This is a genomic window from Streptomyces sp. NBC_01471, assembly GCF_041438865.1.
Lineage (GTDB): Bacteria > Actinomycetota > Actinomycetes > Streptomycetales > Streptomycetaceae > Streptomyces.
Genome location: NZ_CP109450.1, coordinates 4,547,990 through 4,572,060 on the forward strand (window position 1 = coordinate 4,547,990; position 24,071 = coordinate 4,572,060).

General features: G+C 72.0%; 21 protein-coding genes and 2 pseudogenes. 10 read left to right on the forward strand and 13 right to left on the reverse strand.

The features are described from left to right. Nucleotides 1-71 precede the first annotated feature (71 nt). Both OG285_RS20300 and OG285_RS20305 read left to right on the forward strand, forming a co-directional pair. Nucleotides 72-1,256 (forward strand): acyl-CoA dehydrogenase family protein, encoded by a 1,185-nt coding sequence (locus OG285_RS20300; protein WP_356828086.1) that lies wholly within the window; start codon nucleotides 72-74, stop codon nucleotides 1,254-1,256. Further along, complete coding sequence (locus tag OG285_RS20305; protein WP_356828088.1) at nucleotides 1,253-2,302, forward strand: Zn-dependent alcohol dehydrogenase; 1,050 nt, start codon at nucleotides 1,253-1,255, stop codon at nucleotides 2,300-2,302. The genes OG285_RS20300 and OG285_RS20305 overlap by 4 nt, the downstream gene beginning before the upstream one ends. 68 nt (nucleotides 2,303-2,370) lie before the next feature. On the opposite strand, the gene OG285_RS20310 is transcribed toward OG285_RS20305, so the two are convergent. Further along, nucleotides 2,371-3,783: an MFS transporter gene (locus OG285_RS20310; protein ID WP_371791784.1), complete on the reverse strand. Its 1,413-nt coding sequence runs from the start codon at nucleotides 3,781-3,783 to the stop codon at nucleotides 2,371-2,373. A gap of 413 nt (nucleotides 3,784-4,196) precedes the next feature. Between OG285_RS20310 and OG285_RS20315 the strand changes: the two genes are divergently transcribed. The 3 genes from OG285_RS20315 (at nucleotide 4,197) to OG285_RS20325 (ending at nucleotide 8,758) form a co-directional block, all read left to right on the forward strand. Then, complete coding sequence (locus tag OG285_RS20315) at nucleotides 4,197-5,798, forward strand: alkaline phosphatase (protein ID WP_371791785.1); 1,602 nt, start codon at nucleotides 4,197-4,199, stop codon at nucleotides 5,796-5,798. Between the two features lie 234 nt (nucleotides 5,799-6,032). Continuing rightward, nucleotides 6,033-7,349: an MFS transporter gene (locus OG285_RS20320; protein ID WP_371791786.1), complete on the forward strand. Its 1,317-nt coding sequence runs from the start codon at nucleotides 6,033-6,035 to the stop codon at nucleotides 7,347-7,349. An 83-nt stretch (nucleotides 7,350-7,432) separates the two neighbouring features. Then, nucleotides 7,433-8,758 carry an MFS transporter gene (locus OG285_RS20325; protein ID WP_371791787.1) on the forward strand — a complete coding sequence of 442 codons (1,326 nt, stop codon included), beginning with the start codon at nucleotides 7,433-7,435 and terminating at the stop codon, nucleotides 8,756-8,758. A 136-nt stretch (nucleotides 8,759-8,894) separates the two neighbouring features. On the opposite strand, the gene OG285_RS20330 is transcribed toward OG285_RS20325, so the two are convergent. Continuing rightward, a complete protein-coding gene (locus OG285_RS20330; RefSeq protein WP_371793572.1) occupies nucleotides 8,895-9,485 on the reverse strand; it encodes a flavin reductase family protein in 591 nt (196 codons plus the stop codon). 223 nt (nucleotides 9,486-9,708) lie between these two features. Here OG285_RS20330 and OG285_RS20335 point away from each other — a divergent pair, with 223 nt between their 5' ends. Beyond that, nucleotides 9,709-10,542: a MarR family transcriptional regulator gene (locus OG285_RS20335; protein WP_371791788.1), complete on the forward strand. Its 834-nt coding sequence runs from the start codon at nucleotides 9,709-9,711 to the stop codon at nucleotides 10,540-10,542. Nucleotides 10,543-10,574: 32 nt separating this feature from the next. Here the strand turns inward: OG285_RS20335 and OG285_RS20340 are convergent, their stop codons facing one another. The 4 genes from OG285_RS20340 to OG285_RS20355 form a co-directional block, all read right to left on the reverse strand. Beyond that, nucleotides 10,575-11,384 (reverse strand): enoyl-CoA hydratase-related protein, encoded by an 810-nt coding sequence (locus OG285_RS20340; RefSeq protein ID WP_356828106.1) that lies wholly within the window; start codon nucleotides 11,382-11,384, stop codon nucleotides 10,575-10,577. Between the two features lie 83 nt (nucleotides 11,385-11,467). Beyond that, the gene (locus OG285_RS20345) at nucleotides 11,468-13,693 is read right to left on the reverse strand and encodes an acetate--CoA ligase family protein (protein WP_356828334.1); all 2,226 of its coding nucleotides are present in this window, start codon (nucleotides 13,691-13,693) and stop codon (nucleotides 11,468-11,470) included. Nucleotides 13,694-13,894: 201 nt separating this feature from the next. Further along, nucleotides 13,895-15,304, reverse strand: a complete 1,410-nt coding sequence (locus OG285_RS20350) for an MFS transporter (protein ID WP_371791789.1) — start codon at nucleotides 15,302-15,304, stop codon at nucleotides 13,895-13,897. Between the two features lie 69 nt (nucleotides 15,305-15,373). Then, nucleotides 15,374-15,544 carry a methyltransferase gene (locus OG285_RS20355; protein WP_371791790.1) on the reverse strand — a complete coding sequence of 57 codons (171 nt, stop codon included), beginning with the start codon at nucleotides 15,542-15,544 and terminating at the stop codon, nucleotides 15,374-15,376. A gap of 51 nt (nucleotides 15,545-15,595) precedes the next feature. Here OG285_RS20355 and OG285_RS20360 point away from each other — a divergent pair, with 51 nt between their 5' ends. Continuing rightward, nucleotides 15,596-16,240: a TetR/AcrR family transcriptional regulator gene (locus OG285_RS20360; RefSeq protein WP_371791791.1), complete on the forward strand. Its 645-nt coding sequence runs from the start codon at nucleotides 15,596-15,598 to the stop codon at nucleotides 16,238-16,240. A 75-nt stretch (nucleotides 16,241-16,315) separates the two neighbouring features. Here OG285_RS20360 and OG285_RS20365 read toward each other — a convergent pair whose 3' ends face one another. Further along, nucleotides 16,316-17,455 (reverse strand): flavin-containing monooxygenase, encoded by a 1,140-nt coding sequence (locus tag OG285_RS20365; protein ID WP_371791792.1) that lies wholly within the window; start codon nucleotides 17,453-17,455, stop codon nucleotides 16,316-16,318. Nucleotides 17,456-17,680: 225 nt separating this feature from the next. On the opposite strand from OG285_RS20365, the gene OG285_RS20370 reads away from it, so the two are divergent. Next, nucleotides 17,681-18,181, forward strand: a complete 501-nt coding sequence (locus OG285_RS20370; RefSeq protein ID WP_371791793.1) for a Zn-ribbon domain-containing OB-fold protein — start codon at nucleotides 17,681-17,683, stop codon at nucleotides 18,179-18,181. Here OG285_RS20370 and OG285_RS20375 read toward each other — a convergent pair. The 3 genes and pseudogenes from OG285_RS20375 to OG285_RS20385 all read right to left on the reverse strand — a co-directional run. Further along, nucleotides 18,162-19,120, reverse strand: a pseudogene (locus tag OG285_RS20375) (radical SAM protein); the annotation flags it as partial. The gene OG285_RS20370 and the pseudogene OG285_RS20375 overlap by 20 nt on opposite strands. Further along, complete coding sequence (locus OG285_RS20380) at nucleotides 19,093-19,665, reverse strand: class IV adenylate cyclase (RefSeq protein ID WP_371793573.1); 573 nt, start codon at nucleotides 19,663-19,665, stop codon at nucleotides 19,093-19,095. The pseudogene OG285_RS20375 and the gene OG285_RS20380, both read right to left, overlap by 28 nt. Nucleotides 19,666-20,380: 715 nt before the next feature. Continuing rightward, a pseudogene (locus OG285_RS20385) lies at nucleotides 20,381-20,534 on the reverse strand (helix-turn-helix domain-containing protein); the annotation flags it as partial. Between the two features lie 281 nt (nucleotides 20,535-20,815). On the opposite strand from OG285_RS20385, the gene OG285_RS20390 reads away from it, so the two are divergent. Both OG285_RS20390 and lepB read left to right on the forward strand, forming a co-directional pair. Beyond that, the gene (locus tag OG285_RS20390) at nucleotides 20,816-21,523 is read left to right on the forward strand and encodes a GNAT family N-acetyltransferase (protein WP_371791794.1); all 708 of its coding nucleotides are present in this window, start codon (nucleotides 20,816-20,818) and stop codon (nucleotides 21,521-21,523) included. Nucleotides 21,524-21,604: 81 nt separating this feature from the next. Continuing rightward, nucleotides 21,605-22,285, forward strand: a complete 681-nt coding sequence (gene lepB / locus OG285_RS20395; protein WP_356828120.1) for a signal peptidase I — start codon at nucleotides 21,605-21,607, stop codon at nucleotides 22,283-22,285. On the opposite strand, the gene OG285_RS20400 is transcribed toward lepB, so the two are convergent. From OG285_RS20400 to OG285_RS20410, 3 genes are all read right to left on the reverse strand, one after another. Beyond that, entirely contained in the window at nucleotides 22,234-22,914 is a 681-nt protein-coding gene (locus OG285_RS20400; protein ID WP_356828122.1) for a pyridoxal 5'-phosphate synthase, read from the reverse strand. The genes lepB and OG285_RS20400 overlap by 52 nt on opposite strands. 44 nt (nucleotides 22,915-22,958) lie before the next feature. After that, entirely contained in the window at nucleotides 22,959-23,261 is a 303-nt protein-coding gene (locus OG285_RS20405; RefSeq protein ID WP_371791795.1) for a hypothetical protein, read from the reverse strand. Between the two features lie 383 nt (nucleotides 23,262-23,644). Next, on the reverse strand, nucleotides 23,645-24,052 hold the full coding sequence (locus OG285_RS20410) for a hypothetical protein (protein ID WP_356828126.1): 408 nt from the start codon (nucleotides 24,050-24,052) through the stop codon (nucleotides 23,645-23,647). Nucleotides 24,053-24,071 lie beyond the last annotated feature (19 nt).

Below are 24,071 nucleotides of genomic sequence, written 5' to 3' on the forward strand. Positions count from 1 at the left end.
GGGTCGTGGTGGCAGCGCGGCCGGTGGGGGCGGGGGCGGCCGGGGCGTCGGCCGCCGGGAGGAGGCGCGGCGTGGATTTCTCTCCCGGTCCTGACGACGCCGCGTTCCGGGCCGAGGCGCGGGACTGGCTGGCGGACCACTTCACCGGCGAGTTCACCACCGCCGAAGCCGCCGGCGGCCCCGGCAGCGAGCACGAGGGCGCCGAACCGCGCCGGGCCTGGGAGCGGGAGCTGGGCGGCGGCGGGTGGATCGGCATCGGCTGGCAGGGCGACTTCGGCAACCGCCGGGCCACCCTGACCCAGCAGGTCGTCTGGGCCGAGGAGTACGCGGCGGCCCGCGCCCCCGGCCGGGTCGGCCACATCGGCGAGAACCTCCTCGCGCCCACCCTCATCGCCTTCGGCGACGACGAGCAGAAGGCCCGCTTCCTGCCGCCGATCGCGCGCGGCGAGGCGCTCTGGTGCCAGGGGTACAGCGAGCCGGGCGCCGGGTCCGACCTGGCGGCGGTGCGTACCGCCGCCGAGCGCGACAGCGACGGCGTGTACCACGTCACCGGCCAGAAGATCTGGACCTCACTGGCCCGGGAGGCCGACTGGTGCTTCGTGCTGGCCCGTACGGAGCCGGGCACGCGCGGCCACCGCGGGCTGTCCTTCCTGCTGGTGCCGATGGACCAGCCGGGCCGGATCGACGTACGGCCGATCCGGCAGATGTCGGGCACCAGCGAGTTCAACGAGGTCTTCTTCGACGGCGCGCGGGCCGCGTGCGCCGTCGGCGGCGAGGGCAACGGCTGGCAGGTCGCCATGGGCCTGCTCGCCCTGGAGCGCGGGGTGTCGACCCTGGTCCAGCAGATCGGCTTCGCACGCGAGTTGAGGGAGGTCGTCGGCGCGGCGGTCGCGTCGGGCGCCACCGCCGACCCGGTGCTGCGCGACCGGCTGGTACGCCAGTGGGCCGAGCTGCGCACCATGCGGTGGAACGCGCTGCGCACCCTGGGGCGTACGGACGACACGGGCGCCCCGAGCGTCGCCAAGCTGCTCTGGGGCGGCTGGCACCAGCGGCTCGGGGAGCTGGCGGTGCAGGTGCGCGGGGCGGGCGGCGCCGTCGGCCCGTCCGACTGGGCGCCGGTGAGTCCGTACGAACTCGACGCACAGCAGCGGCAGTTCCTCTTCAGCCGGGCCGACACGATCTACGGCGGCTCCGACGAGATCCAGCGCACCATCATCGCCGAGCGGGTGCTCGGCCTACCGAGGGAGCCGAGATGAGGGGTGTCGTCTTCGACGGCAAGCAGGCCCAGGTGGTCGACGACCTGGAGATACGTGATCCGGGGCCCGGCGAGGTCCTGGTGGACGTCGCGGCGGCCGGTCTCTGCCACAGCGACCTGTCGGTGATCGACGGGACGATCCCGTTCCCCGTGCCGGTGGTGCTCGGTCACGAGGGCGCAGGTGTGGTCGAGGCGGTGGGGGCGGGGGTGAAGCACGTGGCCGCCGGGGACCATGTGGCGCTCTCCACGCTCGCCAACTGCGGGGCGTGCGCGGACTGCGACCGGGGCAGGCCGACGATGTGCCGCAAGGCGATCGGGAGGCCTGGCCGGCCCTTCTCGCGCGGCGGCGATCCGCTGTACCAGTTCGCGTCCAACTCGGCCTTCGCCGAACGCACCGTCGTCAAGGCGGTCCAGGCCGTGAAGATCCCCGCCGAGATCCCGCTCACCTCGGCGGCCCTGATCGGGTGCGGGGTGCTGACAGGGGTCGGAGCGGTACTGAACCGGGCCAAGGTCGACCGCGGCGACTCGGTGGTCGTCATCGGCACCGGCGGCATCGGCCTCAACGTCCTTCAGGGGGCCCGGATCGCGGGGGCCGCGATGATCGTGGCGGTGGACGCGAACCCGGCGAAGGAGGCCGTGGCACGGCAGTTCGGGGCGACGCACTTCCTCACGTCGGCCGAGGGCGTCCGGGACGTCCTGCCGAAGGGGGCCGACCACGCCTTCGAGTGCGTGGGCCGGGTGGAGCTGATCCGCCAGGCCGTCGACCTCCTGGACCGCCACGGCCAGGCGATCCTCCTCGGTACCCCGCCCGCGACGGCGGAGGCGTCGTTCCTGGTGTCGTCGCTGTTCCTGGACAAGTCCATCCTGGGCTGCCGGTACGGGGCTTCGCGCCCCCAGCGGGACATTCCGCTGTACGCGGGGCTGTACGCGCGGGGGGCGCTGCTGCTGGACGAACTGGTGACGCGGACGTATCCGGTGGAGGACTTCGCCGGGGCGGTGGCCGACGCGGAAGGGGGGAAGGTGGCGCGGGGGGTGCTGACGTTCTGAGCGGTCCCGCGCCGTTCCACGGGGCCCCGCCGCACCCCTCCACGGGGCCCAGCCCCCGGCCCCGCTCCTCAATCGCCGGAGGGGCCGGGCGCGGGCGCGGCGCGCAGCGACCGTACCTGGGGTGACAGCAGCGCCCCGCACGTGGCCAGGACCGTGAGCACCGCGCACCCGGTCAGCGCGGCCCTGGTTCCCACGACCGCCGCGATCGGCCCCGCCACCAGCAGTCCCAGCGGCGCCAGCGCGAGGGAGCCGAACCAGTCGTAGGAGCTGACCCGGGACAGCACCGCCTCGGGGATCTCCCGCTGCATCGTGGTCTCCCACAGCGCGCCGAACACGTCGCTGGACAGGCCCGAGCAGAACATGGCCAGACAGATCACCCAGACCGGCACGTGCGCGGCGAGCAGCGCCATCGGCACCGCCATCGGGAAGACCGCGAGGACCGCGACCAGGATGGGGCGGCGCACCCGGAGCCGTACGGCGAAGGACGCCCCCGCGACCGTGCCCACCGCCTGTGCGGCGACGATCGCGGACCAGGCACCCGCACCGCCGAGGTGCGCCTCCGCCTCCAACGGCCCGAGGACCCCGGCTGTCGAGGAGGTCGCTGCCACCATGACGGCGGCCTGGCAGACCACGACCCACAGCCACTGCCGGGAGACGAACTCCTTCCAGCCGTCCCGGAGATCGGCCCAGCCGGAGGACGCGGCCCGCACGGCCGTCGTCAGCCGCAGCCCCCGGACCAGCCCGGCGCTCACCACGAAGGACGCGGCGTTCAGGGCGAGCGCCCAGCCGGCGCCGAACTGTGCGACGGTCACGCCGGACAGGGCCAGCCCGAGCACCATCGAACCGTTCATGCCGACCCGCAGCAGGGCGTTGGCCTGCTGGAGCTGTGCGGTGGGGACGATCTGCGGGACGACCCCGGACATCGCCGGGGCGAACAGCGCGCTTGCCGTGCCCGCCACCACCGCCAGCAGGCACATCGCGGTCAGCGGGGCGTGCCCGGTGAGCGTCATCGCGGCGAGTCCGGCGTAGGCGGCGGCCCCCAGGCAGTCCGAGATCATCATCAGCCGGGAGCGGGACATCCGGTCCGCGATCACCCCGCCGACCAGGATGAGGGCCAGCTGCGGCAGCGCCTGGCAGGCCAGCACCAGTGACAGCCGTCCGGGGGTGGCCCCCGGCAGCGCGAGCACCGCGAACGCCAGCGCCACCCGGGCGAAGGCGCTACCCAGGACGGAGATGGTCCGCGCGGACGCGAGCAGCACGAACCGCCTGTCCCGCCAGACCGACGGCAGCGCCGGGGCGACGGCCGCCCCGGCCCCGAGAGCCCCGGAGTCGGCAGCCCCGGAGTCGGCAGCCCCTGACCCGCCGGCGCCGGCCCCGGCCGCCCCGGCCCCCGCGAGCCCGCCACCAGGAGCCGAGCCCGCCGGGACGTCCGCAGGAGGGCCGGCCGGAGTGCCCATGGGGACGTCCACAGGGGCGTCCACGGGTGCGTTCGTCCGGATGTCCGCAGGGGGGGTCACAGGGGGGTCCGCGGAGATGCCGGTCGTCGGGCCCGCAGCTGCGGCCGCGGTCGTTTTCGAAGCGTCGGGAGGGAGTGCCATGGGCGGTCACCTTATGAGAGCGGGGCGGCCGGGCCGCCTCTTCCGGCCCCCCATTCGGGCCAACTTTCCGGCTCGTACGGAGCAGTCGTGATCCAGCCGGAATTCCGCTTGCCGCCGCCGCCCGGGTCTCGTATAAGCCAGGCGCCCCAAGGGCTTTCGCGTGATCCGGCGCCGGCGGTCCGACGCTTCCGGGAACTGTCATGCGCACGATGCGTGGCGTTCAGCCCCTCGGCCACCTCGTCCTGTGAATCTCAAGCGCGACAAGAGACCCCACAGGAGCCAGGGAGTCAATCCGTATGTCCGCAGACGACGCAGCACGCTCCGCTCTCACCGGCCGCCGCAGGTTCCTCGCAGGATCGGCCGCCGCGCTCGGCGCCGCCGCGACCGCGCAGCTGCCGTTCTCCGGCAGCGCTTCCGCCGCAACGCCCGGTGCCGCCCCCGCCACCGGATCCGCCGCGGCCCCGAAACTTCCTGACGGGTTGTTCAGACTCGGTGTCGGATCGGGCGATCCGCTGCCGGACGCGGTCGTGCTGTGGACCCGGCTCGCGCCCGACCCGATGAACGGCGGCGGCATGCCCGCCGTCCCCGTCACCGTCGAGTGGCAGGTCGCCGACGACGCGAAGTTCACCAAGATCGTCCGGAGCGGCACCGAACAGGCCGTGCCCGGGCTGGCCCACAGCGTGCACGCCGACGCCAAGGGTCTCCGGCCCGGCCGCCAGTACTGGTACCGCTTCCGCTGCGACGGCCAGATCTCGGCCGTCGGCCGCACCCACACCGCGCCGTCCCCGCTCTCGGCCGGCGGCAGCCTCCGTATCGCGCTCGCCTCCTGCCAGAACTGGCAGCACGGCTACTTCACGCCGTACGCCGACATGCGCGCGCAGGACCCGGACCTGGTCCTCTTCGTCGGCGACTACATCTACGAGTCCGCCCCGGCGGCCGGCTCCGTACGGCTCCACACCGGCAAGGGCGAGCCCTACACCCTGGACGAGTACCGGAACCGCTACGCCCAGTACCGCACCGACCCCGACCTCCAGGCCATGCAGGCGTACGCGCCCTGGGTGGTGACCTTCGACGACCACGAGGTCGACAACGACTTCGCGGGCGAGGTGCCGCAGGACCCGGCGAAGCAGTCGCACGACGCGTTCGTCGCCCGGCTCACCGCCGCGTACCAGGCGTACTACGAGCACATGCCGGTCCGGGCCACGGCGGTGCCGAACGGCCCGCACATCCAGATGTACCGGCGCTTCGACTACGGCAGGCTCGTCCGGCTGAACGTCCTGGACACCCGCCAGTTCCGCACCGACCAGGCCGCGACCCAGGCGGGCGCCGAGGACCCGTCCCGCACCATGCTGGGCGCGGTCCAGAAGGACTGGCTGCTGAAGGGGCTGACCCGGTCACCGGCCCGCTGGAACGTCATCGCCTCCCAGATCATGATGGCCGAAACCGATCTGATGCCCGGCAAGGGCAAGCTCTGGTACTACGACGCGTGGGACGGCTACCAGGTCGAACGGAACGCGCTGATGCGGCAGTTCCAGTCGGTGCGCAACCCGCTGGTGCTCTCCGGCGACCGCCATCTGACGATGATCAGTGACCTGAAGAAGGACTTCGCCGACCCGAAGTCCGCCGTGGTCGGGGCGGAGTTCGTGGGGACGTCGATCTCCAGCAGCGGCGACCAGGACCAGACCGTGTTCCACCAGCAGTGGGACCCGCTGAAGGCGGACAACCCGCACTGGAAGGTCATCGACGCCCACCGCGGCTACCACCTCTTCGACATCGGGGAGTCGTCGGTGGACGCCCAGGTGCGGGTGGTGGACACGGTCCTCAGCAAGAAGGCGAAGGCCAGCACGCTCGCCCGGCTCCAGGTGCGGTCGGACCGGCCGGGCGTGCAGGTGGTGTGAGGCGCCCCGCGCGCCGGCCGGGCGGGGCGCCGGGGGGCGCCCGGCCCGGCCGGCACGTCACACCGTGGCCCTCGTCCGGAACGTACGCCGGTAGACGGTCGCGTACGGACATCGGCTCCTGCCCGGCCATGTCCCGCAGCCGGCGCGGTTCGTGGGGCCGGGACCGGGACCGTGGGTGTGTCCGGCGAGACGGGCCTGGTGGTCCAGACCTGTCCTTGATATGCATCAGACACTGTGACTGACAAGCACCCGACCGACCAGGTCATTCCCCGCGCGATCACCGCCCCGCCCACTGCGGCCACCCCGACCGTCCCACTCGTCCCGGCTGCCCCGGTGGCTTCGGTGAGTGAGCCGCTCGCCCTCTGGAACCGTAACTTCCGCTTCTTCTTCACCGCTCGCACCGTCGCCCGCTTCGGTGACGGCATGGTCCCGGTCGCCCTGGCCGCCGGCCTCCTCGACACCGGCCATGGCGCCTCGTCGGTCAGCTTCGCCCTCGGTGCCTGGATGGTGTGCTTCGCGGGCTTCGTGATCGTGGGCGGCGTGCTGGCCGACCGGTTCACGCCGCGCCGGATGATGGTGCTCGCCGACGCGATGCGGCTGGTGGCGACCACCGTGCTGGCCGTCGTCTTCGTGGCGGGCGCGCCGCCGCTCTGGCTGGTGTACGGGCTGAGCGCGGTCAACGGCCTGGGCGCCGCGCTCTTCCAGCCGGGCGTCGCGAGCATGCTGCCCAAAGTGGTGCCCGACGTGCAGCGCGGCAACGCGCTGCTGCGGGTCGCCGAGTCGCTGACGACGATGGCGGGCCCGGCGGCGGCCGGCGCCCTGGCCGGAGTGGGCGGTCCCGGCACCGTCTTCGGTGTGAACGCGGCGACCTTCGCGGTCAGCGGCGCCTGTCTCTTCCTCATCCGGATGGCGCCGATGGCCCGCACGCACGGCGAGACGCTTGTCGCGGAAATCGTAGGCGGCTGGCGGGAGTTCAAGGCGCGCAACTGGCTCTGGGGTGTCATCGCGGTCTGGACCGTGTACGGGGTGACGGTCCTCGGGCCGCTGACGCCGCTGGAAGCGGTCGTGGTCACCGAGCGGCACAGCTCGGCGGTGTACGGCCTGATGATGACGGTCAACGGCGCGGGCAACGCGGTCGGCGGCCTGATCGCCATGCGCGCCCGGCCCCGCCGCCCGCTCTTCGCGGGCACCTTCGCGCTGTTCGGGGTGATCGCCAACCTGCTGGTGCTGGCGTACGACGTACCGCTCGCGCTGCTGTCGGCAGGCTTCTTCGTCGGCGGGGTGGCGTTCGCGTTCTGGCTGGTCATGTGGTCGACGACGGTCCAGACGCACGTACCGACCGAGGCGCTCAACCGGCTGCACGCGTACGACGTGGCCGGTTCGCTGATCATGCTCGCGGTGGGGCGGGCGCTGGCCGGCCCGGTCGCCGACGCGGTCGGGATGAAGCGGGTGCTGGTGACCGGGATGGTGATCAACGTACTGGTGTGCGCGGTGCTGTTCGCGGTACCGGCGATCAGGGGGCTGCGACGCACGGGGGAGCTGACGGAGTAGCGGCGGCCGGCGTGGCCCGATCGTATCGGAGGCTGTCCTCCGGGCCACTCGTACCGAGGTTCCCGCCCGGCGATGCTGAGCGCGTGACCCAGACATCCGAACCCTTCGCCGCACAGCGCTTCCGGGAGCAACCGACGCCCGGCCGGCCACGCCTGCACCGCGCCTGGTTCGTGGCCGCGGTGACCTTTGTGACGATCATCGGCGCCGCGGCCTTCGCCTCGCTGCCGGGCCTGCTGATCGACCCGCTGCACGACGAGTTCCACTGGTCGCGCGGCATGATCGGCCTCGCGGTCTCGGTGAACCTCGCGCTGTACGGGCTCACGGCGCCGTTCGCAGCGGCACTGATGGACCGCTTCGGAATCCGCCGCGTGGTGGCCGTCGCGCTCACCGTCATCTCGGTGGGCTCGGTGCTCACGGTGTGGATGACCACCGCATGGCAACTGGTCCTCTACTGGGGCGTCCTGGTCGGCATGGGCAGCGGGTCGATGGCCCTGGCCTTCGCTGCGACGGTGACCAACCGCTGGTTCGTCGCCAGGCGCGGGCTGGTCACCGGCGTTCTCACGGCGGCGAGCGCCTCGGGCCAGCTGGTCTTCCTGCCGGTCCTGTCCTGGCTGGTCGTGCACCACGGCTGGCGCCCGGCGGCGGTCACCGTGGCGCTCGCGGCGCTGGCGGTGGTGCCACTGGTGTGGCTCCTGCTGCGGGACCATCCGGCGGACGTGGGCCAGTCGGCCTACGGGGCACCGGAGTTCGTACCGAAGCCGCCCCCGCTGACGGGTGCGGCCCGGCGGACGGTCGGCGTGCTCGCCAGGGCGGCCAGGACCGGACCGTTCTGGCTGCTCGCCGGGACCTTCGCGATCTGCGGGGCGTCCACCAACGGCCTGGTGAAGACCCACTTCGTGCCGGCGGCGCACGACCACGGCATGCCGGTGACGGCCGCCGCGTCGCTGCTCGCGGTGATCGGCGTCTTCGATGTCGTGGGCACGATCGCGTCCGGCTGGTTCACCGACCGCTTCGAGCCCCGCCGCCTGCTGGCGGTCTACTACGCGCTGCGCGGCATCTCCCTGCTCTTCCTGCCGATGCTGCTCGCGCCGTCCGTCCACCCGCCGATGGTCCTGTTCATCGTCTTCTACGGCCTGGACTGGGTCGCCACGGTCCCCCCGACGATCGCCCTGTGCCGCGAGCACTACGGCGAGGACAGCGCGATCGTCTTCGGCTGGGTCCTCGCCTCCCACCAGGTGGGGGCGGCGGTGGTCGCGTACGTGGGCGGCGTGGTGCGGGACGTCTTCGGCTCGTACGACGTGATCTGGTACGCGTCGGGCGCGATGTGCGCGGCGGCGGCCCTGATGGCCCTGGTCCTCAGCCCCCGGGCGACGGGCACGGCGAGTCCGGCGGACACACCGGCGGCGTAGGGCACGGCGGGCTGACCGGGCTGACCGGGCTGACCGGGCTGATCGGGCTGACCGGGCTGACCGGGCCGAGGGGGCAGACCGTCCGGCCGTGGCGCCTGCCGGGGGCGGGGTGTGCCCGGGAGTGCGCCGGGGGTGTTCAGGTCGTGAAACGGCCGAACGCTCCCCGGTGGAAGAGCAGCGGTTCACCCTCGGCCGCACCGCCCAGGGTCTCGACCCGCCCCACCACGATCAGGTGATCGCCTCCGGTGTGCACGGCATGGATGCGGCAGTCGATCCACGCCGGTACGCCGGTGAGCAGCGGCGCGCCCGTCGCGGGGGCCGGTTCGTGGGCCACCCCCGCGAACTTGTCCGCGCCGCTGACCGCGAAGGCGCGGCACAGTGCGCCCTGGTCCGCGCCGAGGATGTTGACGCAGAAGGCCCCGGCGCGGGCGATGCGCGGCCAGGTCGTCGACGTACGGGCCACCATGAACGCGACCAGCGGCGGGTCCAGCGAGAGTGACGCGAAGGACTGGCAGGCGAAGCCGGCCGGGCCCTCGTCGTCGTGCGCGGTGATGACGGTGACGCCGCTGGCGAAGTGGCCCAGCACGCGGCGGAATTCACCCGGATCGACGGGCATCCGCTCATCGTCGGCCACCGCCCGCAGGTCCGGGCGCGGGAGTGGGTCGACCGGCCCGGTGGCCGTCGGGGCGCCTACAGACCTGAGGTATCGGACGGCGGCAACCGCCATCCCTGCGTGTCCCATCATCTCCCCATTGAACCTGACGGCTCGTCAGATGTTAAGGGCTGTGCGTGACTGTTAAGGGCTGTGCGTGACGTGGTGGGGTTGCTCGGCTGCGGGGCCGGGATACCTGCGCGGCCGGGCCGCGGGTTCACGGCCTCCGGTGCGCCCGGGAGCCGACCCGGCGGCCCGTACCGCTTCACAGGGCGTGACCGCAGGCATGATGTGAGCCATGACACACACTGCCCGCCGCATGTTCGAGCTCCTGGAGCCGATCTGCCTGGTCACCTACTTCGCCGACGAGTGCAACGAGGAGCTGGCCGCGCTCGGCCACCGCACCTACTGGGAGGGCTACTTCGCCAGCCGCGCCGCGCCGCTGGGGCGGGTGCCCGCGCAGGTCGTGCACGCGGCCTTCTACAGCTTCGCCGACGGGGAGGCCGCGCGGCACATCCCGAGCGCGTGGGAGACGATCCCGCCCGAGGCGTCCGTCGCCGCGCGGGAGCGGGGCAGCGCGGCCTCCGTGCGGCGGATCCTCGGCGACGGGATGGCTGGCTCCCCGGGCCTGCTGCGCGCCGCCGACCTGACCACCAGGGCTGCGACGAACGCGCCCACGGAAGGCCGGGTGATGTACGCGGGGATGCGCGCCCTTCCGGTGCCGGGCGACCCGGTCGCCCGGCTGTGGCATTCCGCGACCATGCTGCGCGAGCACCGCGGTGACGGGCACGTCGCCGCTCTTGTCGGCGCGCGCATCGGCGGCACGGAGGCCCATGTGCTCGACGCGCTGGCGCGGGGCATCCACCCGCCGGAGTCGTTCGGGCGCCTCCATCACCTGCCGAAGGAGCGGCTGGCCGCGGTCATGGCCGGCTTGCGCGAGCGCGGGCTCGTCGACGCCGACGGCCGGTTCACCGACGCCGGCCGCGAGACCAAGCAACGCATCGAGGCCCTTACCGACGAGCTCGCCGCCCCGCCGTACGAGGCGCTGTCCCCTGCCGAGCTCGACGAACTTACCGCCGAGCTCGAACCCATCACCGCGAGGCTGGTGGCCGGGACCCGGCCCAGGCGGTGAGCGCCGCCCGGCAGGTCCTGTCCCCGCAAGCGCTACCGCCCCCGGTACCGCGGTGTCCGGCGTTCGACGAAGGCCGCTACGCCCTCGTTCGCGTCGGCCGTCGTCATGTTGATTTCCTGGGCCGCCGCCTCGGCCGCGAAGGCCGTGCTGCGGTCCGATTCCAGTGAGGCGTTCACCAGTTGCTTGGTGAGGGCCAGGGCCCGGGTGGGGCCCTGGGCCAGGCGGGCCGCCCAGTCGTTCGCCGTCTTCAGCAGGTCCGCGTCCGGGACCACCCGGTTGACCAGGCCGATGCGTTCGGCGTCCGCCGCGGGGAGCGCGTCGCCGAAGAACATCAGCTCCTTGGCCCGGTGCGGGCCGATCAGGCGGGGAAGCAGATACGCGCCGCCGCCGTCGGGGACCAGTCCGCGGCGGGCGAAGACCTCGATGAACCTGGCCGACTCGGCGGCCAGCACGAGATCGCAGGCGAGGGCGAGCTGTGCGCCCAGGCCGGCCGCGGTGCCGTTGACCGCCGCGATCACGGGCTTCTCGCAGTCGAGGACGGCCGCGACGAGGCGCTGCGCGCCGAGCCGGATCGTGCGGGCCACATCGCCGGTGACGCGTTCGGCCGGCGCCTGCGGGCCGCCGCCCCGGAGGTCGGCGCCCGCGCAGAAGCCCCGGCCGGTGGCGGTGAGGACGACCGCGCGGGTGCCGGGGTCGGCGGACGCGGTGGCCAGGAGGCCGATGACGCGCTCGCGCTGGTCCCAGGTGAGGGCGTTCATCGCGGCCGGGCGGTTGAGGGTGATCGTGGAGACGCCGTCGGCCGTGGTGTGGAGGATCGCTTCTTCCTCGGGGGGAGGGGGCATGGGGTCGCCTTTCGGGGCTTTCGGGGCTTTCGGGGCCTTCGGGGGTGGGGTGTTGGGGAGAGGGGCTCGCAAGCCCCGCACACTCAGCGGCAGACCGCCAGCGCGTCCAGCGCCACCGCGCCCTGCCCGCGGCCCAGGACCATCAGGGGGTTCACGTCCAGCTCCGCCAGTTGGTCGCCCAGTTCCAGGGCCATGCGCTGGATCCGCAGGACCACCTCCACCAGTGCGTCCACATCCGCCGGAGGCGCGCCCCGGACGCCGCCCTCCAGCAGGGCGTGGCCGCGCAGTTCGGCCAGCATCGCCCGGGCCTGGTCCTCGCCGAAGGGCGGTACGCGTACGGCCGTGTCGTCCAGCAGCTCCACCAGCACCCCGCCGAGCCCCACCGTCACCGTCGGGCCGAACAGCGCGTCGGTGGTGACGCCGACGACCATCTCCACCCCCCGATCCACCATCTGGCAGACCAGGATGCCGTCCAGGTCGACCGACTCGTACCGGGCGATGTCGGTCAGCTCCCGGTACGCGTCCCGCACCTGGCTCGCCGAGGTCAGGCCGACCTTCACCAGGCCGAGTTCGGTCTTGTGCCCGAGCTGCGCGCCGGACGCCTTCATGACGACCGGGTAGCCGACCTGCCCCGCCGCCCGGACCGCCGCTGCCGCGCTGGTCACCAGCTGTTCGCGCGGGACGCGGATGCCGTAGGCCCGCAGCAGCTGCTTCGCCGCGTGCTCGCTCAGCTGCTGGTGCGGGCGCATCAGGGCCTGGGCCTTGCGGTAGGACGGTGACGGGGTGCGGGGGGCCTCGTCGAAGGGGGAGCGGTAGCCGGTGGTGAAGCGGTGGTGGTCCAGGTACGCCTTGACCGCTGTCACGCAGTTGCCGAACGTACGGAAGGTGGCCACCCGCGACGAGCCGAGCAGCGTCGTGCGGTACGCCTCCTCGGTGCCCACCGGTGAGCCCCACACCACGCACACCAGCTTGTCCGTGGCCTCCGCCGCGTCCACCAGGTCCTGGGCCAGCTTGTCGCTCATCGGGGGGAAGGGGCCGGTGATCGGACAGATCAGCACCCCCACGTCGGGGTCCGCCAGAATCGCGTCGATGATCTTGCGTCCGCGCCAGTCGCCCACCGGGTGGCCGCCGTTGTCGACGGGGTTCGTGACGTTCAGGTACTCGGGAATCCAGGTGTGCAGCTCGGCCTGTTTCGCCGCCGAGAGGACCGGAAGCCCGATCCCGGCCGCCGTCGCCAGATCGGCGAAGTGGGCCCCGGTGCCGCCGGAGATCGAGTACACCACCACCCCCTCGGCCTGCGGCTTGCGTGCGCGGGCCAACAGGGCCGAGGTGTCCTGGAGTTCGTCCAGCCCGTTCACCCGGATCACCCCGTACTGCCGCATCGCCGCGTCGACCACCTGGTCCGCGCCGGTGAGCTTCCCGGTGTGCGAGGCGGCGGACCTGGCCCCCGTCTCCGTACGCCCCACCTTCACCGCGACGACCGGCACCCCGGCCCGTGCCGCGCGGTCCGCCGCCAGCAGGAAGGACCGGCCGTCCTTGAGGCCCTCGACATAGCAGGCGATGGCGCCGACCTCGGGGCGCTCGGCGAAGTACGAGATGAAGTCGGAGGTCTCCAGGTCGGCCTCGTTGCCCGTGGGGGCCCAGTGCGAGAGCCGGATGCCCAGTTCCTGCATGGCGAAGACCGGGCGGCCCTGGTGGCCGGACTGGGTGATGAGGGCGACCGCCGGGCCGTCGAGGTCGTCGCGGAACTTCTCGAAGGCGTTGAGGTTCGTGTTGGGGCCGAGCATGCGCAGTCCGGAGCGTTCGACCGCCGCCGTCAGCCGGGTCTGGGCGTCGGCGCCCTGCTCGCCCGTCTCGGCGAAGCCGGAGGCGAAGGCGACCGCGAACTTCACTTTCGCGTCTGCCAGTTGGGGGATGAGCGGCAGGGGATCGGCGACCAGGAGTACGGCGAGGTCGACTGGTTCCGGCAGGTCGGCCACGGAGGGGGAGCAGGGGAGGCCGAAGACGGCCGTACGGGTCGGATGCACCGGGTGCAGTGTCGCTCCGACCCGCTCCGACCAGGCGATCAGCTGGCGGGTGATCCCGGTGTTCGGCCGGCCCTCGGCGTCGGACGCGCCGATGACGGCCACCGAGCCGGGCCGGAAGAACCGGTCGAGGTCCGGTACGGAGGAGTACACCGGGCGTCCGCTGACGTCCAGGTCGCCTTCCGCCGCCGCCGTGCCGTGGACGGCGACGGGTGGCTGCTCCCCGCAGGCCACCACGCGCGCATGGAAGTCGGTGGTGAGGGTGCCGTGAGTCGATCCAAGCATCGTTTCCGCCCGCTCCTGCTCGATGGCCGAAGTGCCTGACACTTAGTCAGATTACTGAACTGACGGCCCGTCAGGAACACTGCTGCAAGCAAAGACTCGCGGAGGGGAGGGGCCGGGTGCGGCGCCCTGTCACTCCGGTACGACACTTCCCCGTGCGGCGCCGCCCGATACCGCCGCGCGGCGCCGTCGGCCGGTTCTCGTCTACCCGGCGTCGGCCGGGGCCGCCCGCCGGTGGCCGCGCAGGGCGTGCAGCCCGGCCGCGGCGGTGCCGACGCACAGGGCGGTGGCGCTGAAGCCCAGTGACGCGTGGACCCCGATGGCGGCGCCCAGGAGGCCGACGGTGAAACCGCTGCCCGCGCGCAGGCCGTTGGCGGACATTCCGTAGACGCCGAGGACCCGGCCGCGGTCGGCGGCAGGGGCGATCAGCTGCACGACGGTCTGGCCGATCGACATCGAGGCGAGGTTGGCGACGCCCCCGATGAGCAGCAGCCCGAGCGCTAGTGGATAGCTCGTGGTGAGGGCGAAGAACAGGCTGGTCAGGCCGTAGACGGCCGTACTGATGACGGCGGCCGGCACATGGGGTTTGACCCACCCGGTGGCCTCCAGCACGATGCCGCCGACGACCCCGCCCGCGCCGTTGGCGAACAGCAGCACCCCGTACGCGGTTCCGGCGCCGCCCGCGCCGAGGTCATGGGCGAAGATCGGCATCGAGGACTGGAGCGAGGAGCCGACGAAGAAGGAGCCGAGGCCACCCAGGATGATCATGCTGACGAGGGTGCGGTTGGCGCCGATCTCCCGCAGCACGCGCAGGGATTCCAGCACGCCCACCCGCGGCCTGCTGTGACGGTCGCGGGTGTGGCCGGTGAACCGGGTGCGGAAGAGGAAGACCGTCAGCGGCAGATAGAAGGCGACGTTGGCGAAAATGCCTGCCGTGGGGCCGAGCCCCAGCAGCAGCGCGGACCCGACCACGGGGCCGAAGAGGACGCCCAGGCTGCGGAAGGTGGCGTTCAGCCGTACGGCGCTGGGCAGTTCGGCCGGGCCGACGAAGTCGTGCAGCATCAGCTGCTCGCCGGGGCTCCACAGCGACCCGGCCATGCCGTGCAGGACGAGCAGGACGCACGCCTCCCACATGTGCAGCGAGTCGGTGAGGAACAGGACGCCCCAGGTCGCCGAGACGGCCATGAACAGGACCTGCGCGGCCTGGATGATGCGGCGGCAGTCGTAGCGGTCGGCCAGGGAGCCGAACCACATCGAGAGCAGCAGGAACGGCACCCAGTGGCTGATGACCTGGAATCCGGTCAGGGCCGGGGAGTGGAAGGTCTGCCACAGCACCCAGTAGGTGATGACGTGTTCGATGTTGTCGGCCATCATCGCCAGGGCCGCCCCGAACAGGTACGGGCGGCAGTCGCGGTTGCGCAGCGCGGCGAACCTCGGGGGCGGCGGGCCGCCGGAGCCGCCGCCCGGCGTACTGGCGGACAGGGCGGTGGACGGGTTCCCGGCCGGGCCGGCGGGTATGCCGGCCGCCGGGTCCACGGGCTGCGCCCCGGCCCCGGTGGGCAGGGCCGCGTCCAGGTCGGCCAGATGGGTGGGTACGCCGCAGGCAGCACACATCCTCGGTCTTCTCCTTCTCGGTGCTCGCTCGGTGCTCACTCGGTGTTCGCTCGGTTGCTCTGGTGGCGTTCAGGGGCGGCAGCTGATCTCCATGCCGTCCTCGACGGGGAAGGCCACGCTCTGACAGCCGTCTGCCGGGGTACGTGCGTACTCCAGGTGCGGGAGAAGGCTGCCCAGGTTCGCGTCGTCGGCCACCACGAGCGTGCCGGGCGCCAGGTCATGACAGTAGAGTAGACGCAACGTTGCGTTTAGTCGAGAGCGTCCGACTATTCTTGTGCGTGAGGAGGCACCATGGGAGCTGAGGCAGGAACCGCTCGGGCAGGAACCGCTGGGGAAGGGGCCGTCGGGGCACCGGGTCGGCGCCACCACGGCAACCGGCACGGGCGCAGCGAGATCGCCCGGCAGGCCGTGCTGGAGGCCGCCGACGACCTGCTCGCCGAGAAGGGCTTCGCGGGCGTCACGATGGAAGGCATCGCGGCGCGGGCCGGTGTCGCCAAGCAGACCATCTACCGCTGGTGGAGCACCAAGACCGACGTCCTGATGGACGCCTTCCTGGAGGACGTGGCCAAGGAGCCGCCCTCACCCGATCACGGCGACGTCGCGCGCGACCTGAGGGACCACCTGAGCCGACTGGGGAGCTTCCTCGGCGATTCCGATCCCGGAGCCGTCTTCAAGGCGCTCATGGCCCAGACCCAGCACGATCCGGTATTCGCCGCGGACTTCCGGGCCAGGTATCTGGACGAGCAGCGCCGCCGCGACCGTGCGCCGCTGGAGCGTGCCGTGGCAAGAGGAGAACTGCCCGCGGATTTCGATGTGGCTGCCGAGACCGACCAGATCGTGGGGCCGCTCTACTACCGGGTCCTGGTGACGGGCGAGCCCGTCGGCCCGGAGTTCACGGGCCGGCTCGTCCACTCATTCCTGCGCCGCCTGGGCTGACAGGGCGGAGCGCCGTCGGTGGCGCCGCCTCCGTCACCGCGCCTCGTTCACCGTGCCTCGTTCACCGCGCCTCGTTCACCGCCGGGCGATGGCAGCCGCGATCTTGCGTGCGTCGATGGCCAGTTCGCGGAACATACCGCTGATCGGATTGGTGAACCCGGTGAAGTACAGTCCCGGCGCCTGCTTCGGGGTGCGGCGTCCGTGCGTCACCGGCCGTCCGCGCCCGTCCAGCACGCCCAGGTGTCCCACCAGCGGTTCCAGCGCCCGGCGGTAGCCCGTCGCCGCGATCACCGCGTCCGGCTGGATCCGGGTGCCGTCGGCCAGTACGACCTTGCCGTCCTCGAAGGAGTCCACGGCCGCGACGGGTTCGACCCGGCCCGTCCGTACCGCGTTGATCAGCCCGACGTCCTGCACGGGGATCGCGCCCTCGCGCACCCGTGAGTAGAGGCCGGTGTCCGGGCGCGGCAGGCCCAGTTCGGCCAGGTCCGGCACCGAGATCCGGCACATCAGCGCGCCCGCCCGGTCCACCAGCCGCGTCGGGAGCCTGCGGACCAGGATGCCGGTGCGCTGGGCGGGCCAGCCCGCCGTGGAGCGCCGGATGATGTGCGGGACGGTGCGGACGGCGAGGCGTACCCGGCCCGCGCCGCCCTCGACCAGGTCGACGGCGATCTCGGCGCCGGTGTTGCCGACCCCGACGACGAGGACGTCCCGGCCCGCGTACGGCGCGGCGTCGCGGTACTCGCCCGCGTGGACCAGGTCCCCGGAGAAGGTGTCCGCACCGGCCCATTCGGGCTGCCGGGGCGTGTGGTTGTACCCCGTGGCGACGACCACCGCGCGACCGGTCAGCTCCCGCCCGCCGGTCGCGTGCAGCAGCCAGCCGGAGCCGTCGGCGCGGGTGATCCGGGTGACCTCGACGCCGGTGACGATCTCCAGGCCGTGGTACTCGGCGTACTTGTCCAGGTACCGCACGACGTTGTCCCGCGACACCCAGCGCCCGAAGGAGCGCGGCATCGGCAGCCCGGGGAGCGACGAGAGCCGCCGGGTGGTGTGCAGATGCAGCCGGTCGTAGTGGCGTCGCCAGGAGGCGCCGACGTCGTTGGACTTCTCCAGGACGACGGCCCGTACGCCCCGCTCGCCCAGCGCGGCGGCAGCGGCCAGTCCGCCCGGCCCCGCGCCGATGACGTAGACGGGGCGATCGTCCTTCGTGTCGTCCATGGAACAGAGCGTAATGACTTGTCCGCTTGATAGGTCTCGGTCAAAGGCAGAAGCGATTGCGAATTGATCACGCATGCGGGCCTCTTGCGCACAGTGGCTTCCATCCGTTGAACTGACGTACCGTCAGGTCGCGTGTGTCGTCAGGACTCACCTCAGGACTCACCGTCAGAACTCACCGGCGGAGTGCACCGACGCCGATGGGGAACGAGCGAGGGGACTCTTCTCATGCCAGAACCCGCAGCAGCACCCGCAGCAGCATCCGCAGCCGCACGTGCTGTTACGCCCGCACCAGCTACCGCTGTTGCCGTCGCCGCGCGGTTCGATCTGCCGGAACCGGACACTTTCACCGCGCCCTACTGGGCCGCCGCCGCGGAGGGCCGCCTGCTCATCAGGCGCTGCGGAGGGTGCGGCAGGCCGCACCACTATCCCCGCGAGTTCTGCCCGCACTGCTGGAGCGACGACGTGACCTGGGAACAGGCGAGCGGCCGGGCCACGCTCTACACCTGGTCGGTGGTGCACCGGAACGACCTGCCGCCCTTCGGGGAGCGTGTCCCGTACGTCGCCGCGGTGGTCGACCTGGCCGAGGGCCCGCGCCTGATGACGGAGATGGTCGACTGCCCGGTGGACGGGCTCCGTATCGGGATGGCCCTCGACGTCACGTTCCGCGAACGGGCGCCCGGGGTGTGCGTGCCGGTGTTCCGGGCCGGGTGCGGTGGAGCGCCGTGAGGCCGTAGTAGCCCTCCTGGCAGTCCTCGGGGTTGTTGAAACGGCACCCCGCACACGTCACGGGCAGCCGCACTGGTCCGATGCTCTCGGCATAGAGGCTGCGGCCGTCGGGCAGCCGGTACCGGGTGCGCTGATCGGATCCTCCGGCGGTGACGATCCGCTGTACGGGGACGGCGCCGAGGTGGTCGACCACGGCCTGCATGGCGGTGAGCGAGGATCCGTCATCCTCCAGCGAGACGAGCATCCGTACAACGACGCTGCGGCCGTGCCGCTCCATGGTGCGGAGTACGCGGTCCACATGCGAGACGTCGGGGACCACGATGTTCGCCGAGGCTTTCAAACCGTGGCCGGCCGCGGCCTCGATGGTGGCGTCGAGTGCGGCGAGCTTCCGTTCCGCGAGTTTGGAAGAGGCGAGGCGCGGAGCCTGGACCGCTGCCAGCTCCTCGGGGGTCGTGCCGAACACGCTGAGATTGATGCGGTCCAGACCGGCCGCCGCGCACTCCGGGAGAACGGCCGCTCCGTTCTCTCCGTTGGAGGTGAGGCCGACGGTGAGCCCGACGGTGAGCCCGAGGCGCCGGGCGATGCGGATCAGTTCTGGCAACTCGGGGTGGAGGGTTGGTTCTCCGCCTGTGAAGTGGACTTCATTGGTGGGGAGGCTGCCACGGACGGCGGCCCGGCCAGGGCGAGGGCGAAGTCAGCGTCTGCCTTGATCCGTTCGGGCAGGAAGTCGGCACGCATCGTCCGCAGATAGATGGACACCCGGCCCGAGCGGCCCGGCGTACCGGTGAACTGCCTCTCGCTGCGGCCAAGGTTGTCGGTCGCGACGGGGGTGCCTTCGTTGTGGCAGAAGGTGCAAGCCAGCCCGCACGCCTCGATGATCTTCACGCGGAGCGTCCTGTCGGGCATCACTGTCACAGGTACGTGTTCTGCTCCCCGCATCTCAACTCCGCGGGAAATCGCAGGTCCGCGACGGTTTCAAGGTCGATGCCATACCGGGCGTAGATCTTTGTGGTGTTCTCGCTGGTCAGGGAATCGGCCGGAATGGACAGGCGCCTCGCGGTCGACCGCACGTGTTCTGCGTCGTCGCCCTCGATCTCCAGGTAGGGCGGGATCAGGGGCCACGAGTCGATCTCCAGCCGAACCCCGTCCAGCAGCCAGGAACTGCGGTGGTTCTCCTGGTAGGAGCGGGGGGCGATGCCCATCCGGCCGAGCAGCGCGTGTGCCGTCTCGAAGTCGCCGACGGTGGTCTCGGTCTCGCTGGTCCCGTCGATCTCGTCCGAGGTGATCTCCTTGACGCACAGGGTCACGGCACGACCGGTGTCCCGAAGGCGGATCCACCGCCCGGCGACAGCGGGCAGCGTGTCGTAGACGTATCGGCGCATCAGTTGGTCGCCGACGTGCTTACCGCCGGCCTCGGCGATGTGGGCAGTCATGGCTTGCGGGTCGATATCCAGGTGCTTTGCTTCGTACTCGATGGCGGACACGTTGTCTCCACGGGTTGGGGGTTCGCCGACTTGGGATCCGGTTGGTTCTTTCCTCGACTCCCTCAGTCTGCTGCGGAGTTGGGCGCCGACCAGACAGCCGTGCAGGCAGTCCAAGCACTTCTCCGCGTGGGCGAGTACGGCCCGGTAGACGGCGGCCCCGTCGTGGTGCTTGCACGCGCGGGGGTACCACTGGGTTGTCTGGTCGGGTATCCGCACGTCGCGCGGGCCGAGGTCCACGGCGGTCTGTGGGGTCAGAGTGATGCCGCACCACACACAGTCCGTGCCGCGCCGCTGGCGCTGGGACAGGGAATCGATCGCCGGCAGAACATGTGCGTGCTCAACAGTTTTCATCCGAAAGCCTCCGCAGAAGGAGCGGGCCGTTGCCCGGACCGTGTGGCTACGAACAGCCGTTAGAAGGCTTCTCGGATCAGCGAGGTCGCTGATTCTCGAATATTCTCCGGAGGCTGTATCTGATTCTCCGTGATGCTCAGATACGGTCGATCTGCGCGCGCACCCGTGCGATGAGACGATGTGCGTGCGCTTCGTACACAGCTGCCGAATGGAGCCGGTCCCACTGCCGCGGACTTGGCCGCGTGGGCGCGGACGACTGGGCACCCGGAGGATACCGCCGAACTCCAGGCACGCTTGCAGGGAGTTGAGTCACGCTCTCGCTCGTGGCGCCGCCAACTTGCAGCCGGCCACCGTCCGGTGCAGGACACACTCGCCGTCTGCCGCCCAGTTTCCAGCTTGGACACCTTGGACTGCGTCCAGCCGAGTCGGACGGCCAGGTCGCGACCGGTGGTCTCGGCGCGCAGTTCGCGCAGTCGCGCGCCGAGAGCTGCCCTGGCCTGCTGAAAGTCGGTGCTCACATTCGGAGAAGCTACCGGTCGGTCTGCTCGTAGCCGGGCAGTTGATACAGCGTTGGGCAACCATCGTTCCCGGAATTGGTGCCGACCTTGTTCAGTCGTCGAGCCATGGATCCTCTTTGATGGGTGATGGAATATCTGTCGCGCACCGTAGCGCTCGCAGTGCGGATAGCGACAGAGCGTCCTCCCGGCGCACGGGAACGCCCCCTTGCTCCGGGACCGCCCACCGACCCCCTCGCGCCCCCACCCCCCGCCCCCTCACCCCCCGCGTGTTGAATAGCCGCATGACCGACATACGGACCCAGCCGGAAGTGCACGGCTTCGGACTCGGCCTGCGGGCCTGGGACGCCGCCGATGCCGATGTGCTGCTGCGTGGTGTCACCGACCCCGAATACCTGCGCTGGAACACCCCCCTCGGCCCCATCACCGACCTGGCGGACGCCCACGCCACGATCAGGTACCGCACCGAGGGCCGGCTGCGCGGAGATCTCGCGCAGTACGCCGTCACCGAGGGCGGCGTGGTCGTCGGCGGTGTCGGGATCTCCGGCATCGACCGCCACATGTGCAAGGCGTCGGTGGGCTACTGGGTGCTCCCCGGCCTGCGTGGCCGGGGCATCGCCACCCGGGCGCTGGAGCTCTGCACCCGCTGGGCGTTCGAGCAGGAGGGCCTCCACCGCATCGAACTCGGCCACGCCGTGGACCACATCGCCTCCTGCCGGATCGCGGAGCGCTGCGGTTACGCGTACGAGGGCACCCGGCGCGACGGGATGCACCAGGCCCAGCGGCCCGGCACCTACCGCGACGCGCATCTGCACGCCCGGCTGGCCACGGATCCGTACCCGGACCCCGGCCCGTACGCGGGTGCCGACCCGGACGGCGACCTGCGAGCGGACGCCGCCCCCGGCCCCGACTCGCACGCGGGTGCCGACCCGGACCGTGACCCGCCCGCAGGCCCCGGTACGGCCACCGCGCCGGGGTTCACCTCACAGTGACCGGGCGGCGGCAGCCCGTACCGGCCGGGTAACGATCCCGGGGGTCCGTACGCAGGAACAGATGGAGGAAGGGGGTCCGGTATGCGTGCTGGGCGTGGACTGACGGTCACTGGGTGGGTATTGGGCGTTCTGGGCGTCGTGCTCCTGGCCGCCGGCGCCCTCTGGGGGTTCCGTGGGTACGAGTCGGTCAGCGTGAAAGACGACTCGATGGTTCCGGCGTTCGCCAGGGGCGACCGGGTGGCCATCGAGAAGAGCGACGGCGGCGGGCTGCACCACGGCGAAGTGGTGCTCTACCGCACGCCGGACCGTTACGACGGCGCCGACATCCTGCAACGCGTCATCGCACTCGGCGGTGACCATCTCGTCTTCGACGGGAAGCAGCTGCTGCTCAACGGTGAACCGCTCGACGAGCCGTACCTCAACGACGGCGACGAGGGCACGGCGGACGCGTACGACGTCTTCGTGCCGCAAGGCCGGATGTTCACCCTCGGCGACAACCGGGCCGACGCGCTGGACTCCAGGCGCTTCCTGGCCGACCAGGCGGGCACGCTGCCGGTGAAGGCGGTCCGGGGCCGGATCATCGACTACCCGGCGATGCCCCTGCTGCTCGCCGTGAGCGTCCTCGCCGGCACCCTGCTCGCCCTGGCGGGCGCCGGGTTCGGGCTGGCGGGCCGGATCGTGCGCCGCCGCAGGCTGGCCGCGCTGACGCCCTACGGCCAGAGCAGTTCGCGCGCCCAGTCGCGGCTCTCCATGCGCCGGTAGCGCAACCGGACATGGCGCCGGCGCGCGTCGCCCTGGAAGAACTCGACCTCGACCGGATCCAGTACGTACCGCGTCCAGCTCGGTACGGGAGCCTCCGGATCCGCCTGTGCCCGCTCCCAGGCATCGGCCGACGCCCGCTCCAGCTCGGCCGGTGACCCGAGTACGTCACTCATCCGCCCGGTGAGCGCGGCGGCCAGCGCCCCGGTCGAGCGGCCGTGCAGATCCGCCTGGCTCTCGGCGGCGGGTGCGGCCGTCACCGGCCCCCGCACCCGGACCTGCCTGGCCTGCGCCGCCCAGTAGAAGCCGAGAGCGGCCTGCGGGCGCACCGCCAGCTGGCGGCCCTTGGCGCTCCCGGAGTGCGAGGCGAAGTGCCAGCCGCGCGTGTCCGCGCCGTGCAGCATCAGGGTCCGTACGTCGGGGCGGCCGTCGGCGTCGGCGGTGGCGAGCGTCATGGCGTGCGGCTCGGGCTGGCCTGCGGCCGCCGCGGAACGCAGCCACTCCCGGAAGAGCGGGAGGGGCGTCGCGGGGGCGGTGTCCGGGTCGAACCCGGGCAGCTCGGGCAGGTCCCAGACCCGCAGGGTGTGCAGGAAATCCGTGAAGGCGGCGTCGTCCTCGGCGGTGGGGTTCATGGGTGCATTGTGGACCCGGCGGCAGGCTTCATGAACGCACCCCGTCACGCCTCCCGCAACCACTCCCGGAAGCCCTCGAACCAGCCGGTCACCTCGCGCAGGTGGTTGTCCGGCGCCTTGAAGAGGCCGCGGATCGTGGCGGCGGGGTCCACCACCGGGGTCGGGTTGCCGTCCTCTTCCTCCTCGCGGGCGAGCAGCTCCCGCTCGTCGTCGGTCAACGCCGTACGGGGGACCGTCACCAGCGGATACCCGCCCGCGACCGGCGGGCGGCCGGGCTCGTCCGGGTCGCAGCGCCACCGCGCACCGGCGTGCCGCACCTGGACCTCCCCGAGGTACCAGGACGCCACCCGCAGCAGCGTGGAGTCGCGGGCTCCGTCGGCCTCCTGCCAGGTGGCGAACCGGGAGCGGACGAGCGTCGGTCATTCTCGTTGTAACGATCCTGTGGACAAAGGGAGTTGAGCGCAACGGCGCCGCCCGGGAAACCGTGCGACTCCCGTGCCCGGAGCGGGCTAGTGTCTGGCCTTCGGCGGCGCCGTACACGTCACGGGGGCCCTTGGCACCGCCCGCACATCCACGTCCGGGCTCCCGTCGGAGACCCCACAGCGAACCGACTCATACCGGCGCATCGGCCACGTACGCGCGACACATCGGAGCTGCACAGCACACCGCAGCGCCCCGTCCGGATCGTCTCCGGGCGGGGCCTTCGCGTGCGCGCCGACGCGTGCTCGCGCTACTCCGGGTCCCGGCAGAGCTGCGCCGTGACCACCACGTGCAGCAGCTCGGGGTCGACGAACTTCCCCTCCACCGGCGGACCGCAGCGCCAGTGCAGCGGATACGTGTTGCCGTGCGGCGCGGGGATCCCGACGTACTGATCCCGCGCCGCGGGCCCGAAACAGGTGGCCCCCGGCGGCCAGTCGAAGTCGTACGAGGACCCCGGCGGAATCAGGAAGTACGTCCACCGGCCCCCGGCGACTTCCCGTACGACGGGCCCCGGCTCCCCGTCCGTGAGCGTGGCGAGATGGTGCAGCACGGCCTCGCCGCGCACCCCGCGGACCCGGATGGCGTCGAAGTGGACGCCGGTCAGCCGGAGTTGGTGGCCCGAAGCCGGTACCCAATCGGGGAGATTTTCACTGGTCATGCCTCCAGGCATCGGCACG